The organism is Verrucomicrobiia bacterium, assembly GCA_035460805.1.
Lineage (GTDB): Bacteria > Patescibacteriota > UBA1384 > CAILIB01 > CAILIB01 > DATHWI01.
In genome coordinates this window covers 1-2,463 of record DATHWI010000002.1, presented here as the reverse complement: position 1 = coordinate 2,463, position 2,463 = coordinate 1, and the positions used below count along the sequence as shown (strand labels likewise).

Genomic DNA, 2,463 nt, shown 5'->3' with positions numbered 1-2,463 from the left:
GACAGCCTCCTTAAGGGTGCACTTCTTGTTTCGGGGAACGATGCAGCCATGGCCCTCGCTGAGTACGGTGGCGGACGCCTTCTCGCAAACCCAAGCGCGCCCCGTGAAGAGCGCGTTGCCCGCTTTGTAGAAGAGATGAATTCCACTGCCAACAAACTGGGAATGGCTAACACAAAGTACGCAGACCCAGCGGGCTTAGACGATACCGGCCATAGTACCGCCCTCGATTTGGCGAAACTGGCACATCACACGACGCAAGACTCTGTTATCAAGGCCATCATCAGCACGCCAAGCGTTACCGTTACTAATGTGTCAGGCACCATCCGGCACGACCTCCGCAACTCAAACCGTCTTGTTGCTGACTACTTTTACGAAGGCGTAATTGGTGGCAAAACTGGGTTCACCCCAGAAGCCGGGCACTGTCTCCTCAGCGCAGCAGAACGCAATGGCATGAAGCTTATTGCCGTTGTCCTCAGCACCTATGCAGAGACCAAGGAAGCGTCTGCGCAAGAGACACGCAAGCTCTTGGACTGGGGCTTTGCCAACTGGCATATTGAGTAATCTCTTTACCCAAAAAAAAGACCCTCGTAAGGGTCCTTTTTTATTCGAGTCCTGCCAAGGCTTCCGCTGCGGCAGCCACTTGGCCCGCCTGCTTGCTGGCACCTAAGCCACGGCCTAGCTCCCGGTCACCAATCCGCACCACCACGGAGAACTCCTTGGCATGGTCAGGGCCGGTCTCAGAGATAACATCGTAAATAGGTGTCTGGCCAAAGTGTTCCTGGGTATACTCCTGCAGCCGGCTCTTTGGGTCGATATGAAGCTTATTAGCCAGGATGTTCTCCAGTAGGTTAAGAACGCACTGGTGGATGAACTTCTCAGCCGCCTCATAGCCACCATCTAGGTGAAGTGCGCCAATGAACGCCTCCAATGCATTTGCCAAAAGGTAGGCCTTGTTCTTGCCTCCGCTCTTTTCCTCACCCTTGGAGACCATAAGGTACTCGGAGAAGTTTAGGTCATTAGCAATGGTTGCCAATGTTTCACCCTTAACGAGTGCGCTGCGGAAGGTCGTAAGTTCGCCCTCAGGGTTAGGGAAGGTCTTATAGAGATGCTCTGTCACCACTAGCTCTAATACGGCATCACCTAAAAACTCTAGCCGCTCATTGTGGTCAAGAGGAAAGGCGCGGTGCTCGTTCAGGTATGAGCGGTGGATGAATACTTGCTGCAAAAGATCGCGGTCTCGGAAAACATATCCGATCCGGTCCTCCAGCGGGGTAAAGTCAATCATATTAGCGCGCGTCGCGCGGCTTTAGCTTGTCCTCAAACTTACGATAAACGTAGCCTAAGGCACCATTGATAAACTTTGGGGAGCTTTCGCCACCAAAGGTCTTTCCAATCTCAATTGCTTCGTTAATAGAAACACGAGGTGGAACATCCTCTTCGGAATCGTAGATCATTTCGTAGATAGCCACGCGGATGACGTTCTTATCCACCTTAGCCACTTGATCTAGTGGCCATTCAGGTGCTGCTTCTACGATAAGGGCGTTAATCTCCTCGTAATTATCACGGATACCGTGCACTACTTTGGGGATATACGTCTTGTCGACATCCTTCTCAAACTCCTGGATATTCCGAGCCATAATATCTTCAAGCTCGGGATACCCACGAAATTCCCACTCATAAAGCGTCTGCATGCAGACAGTTCTGGAGAGGTGTCGATTTTGTGCCACTGGAGTGTGCGTTAAGCTGCAATAACCTGGCGACCTTTGTATGCGCCACAATGAGGGCAAGCCTGGTGTTTAACCATGAGTTGCTTACAAGAAGGGCATACCTGGGTTGCAGGTAGGGTGAGGCCAAGATTGCGGCGGCGGTTGCCAGAGCGGACAGGACTGAGCCGCTTTTTAGGAGTTGCCATGAGAACAGTTTATGAGAAAGCTTTCGATTTGGCTACAAGGCGTAGCTAGACCTAACGAATATATCAGATTTCAATCTGATATTCAACGGGTTAGGGCTTAATGACAATTGAAACGAGCCTGCCGGGCACAATGACCATCTTTATAAGCTCTTTACCTGCAATATACTGCTGAACTTGAGGGTCATTTTCTACTGCAGAACGGATCCCAGCCTCATCAATAGTGGAAGGAAGGGTAAGCCGTACCCGCACCTTGCCATTGACCTGTACGGGGCATTCCCAGGTAGCGGCAACCAGATAACTTTGATTCCAGGTCGGCCAAGGAGCAAGGCTGCAGAAGCCCGCACCACCCGCCTCTTCCCATAACTCTTCTGCTATATGAGGCGCAAAGGGGGAAACGATAGTCAAAAGCTGGAAATAGCTATCCCTGTGTAGTTCTGGTAGCTCAGTAAGGCCATTCACCGTCTCCATAAGGGTAGAAACGCAGGTATTAAACTTAAAGTCAGCAATATCCTCCGTTACCTTTTTAATGACACGGTGCATGAGGACGCGTT

General features: G+C 51.0%; 5 protein-coding genes. 1 reads left to right on the top strand and 4 read right to left on the bottom strand.

Annotated elements, in window-relative coordinates:
• Positions 1-561: D-alanyl-D-alanine carboxypeptidase (locus VLA04_00035; GenBank protein ID HSI20103.1), on the top strand; the 561-nt coding region annotated here is incomplete at its 5' end.
• Between the two features lie 40 nt (positions 562-601).
• On the opposite strand, the gene rnc is transcribed toward VLA04_00035, so the two are convergent.
• The 4 genes from rnc to VLA04_00015 all read right to left on the bottom strand — a co-directional run.
• On the bottom strand, positions 602-1,285 hold the full coding sequence (gene rnc / locus VLA04_00030) for a ribonuclease III (GenBank protein HSI20102.1): 684 nt from the start codon (positions 1,283-1,285) through the stop codon (positions 602-604).
• A 1-nt stretch (position 1,286) separates the two neighbouring features.
• Complete coding sequence (gene nusB / locus VLA04_00025; protein HSI20101.1) at positions 1,287-1,727, bottom strand: transcription antitermination factor NusB; 441 nt, start codon at positions 1,725-1,727, stop codon at positions 1,287-1,289.
• An 11-nt stretch (positions 1,728-1,738) separates the two neighbouring features.
• On the bottom strand, positions 1,739-1,912 hold the full coding sequence (rpmF, locus tag VLA04_00020; protein ID HSI20100.1) for a 50S ribosomal protein L32: 174 nt from the start codon (positions 1,910-1,912) through the stop codon (positions 1,739-1,741).
• Between the two features lie 90 nt (positions 1,913-2,002).
• The coding region (locus VLA04_00015; protein ID HSI20099.1) for a class I tRNA ligase family protein at positions 2,003-2,463 on the bottom strand (461 nt) is incomplete at its 5' end.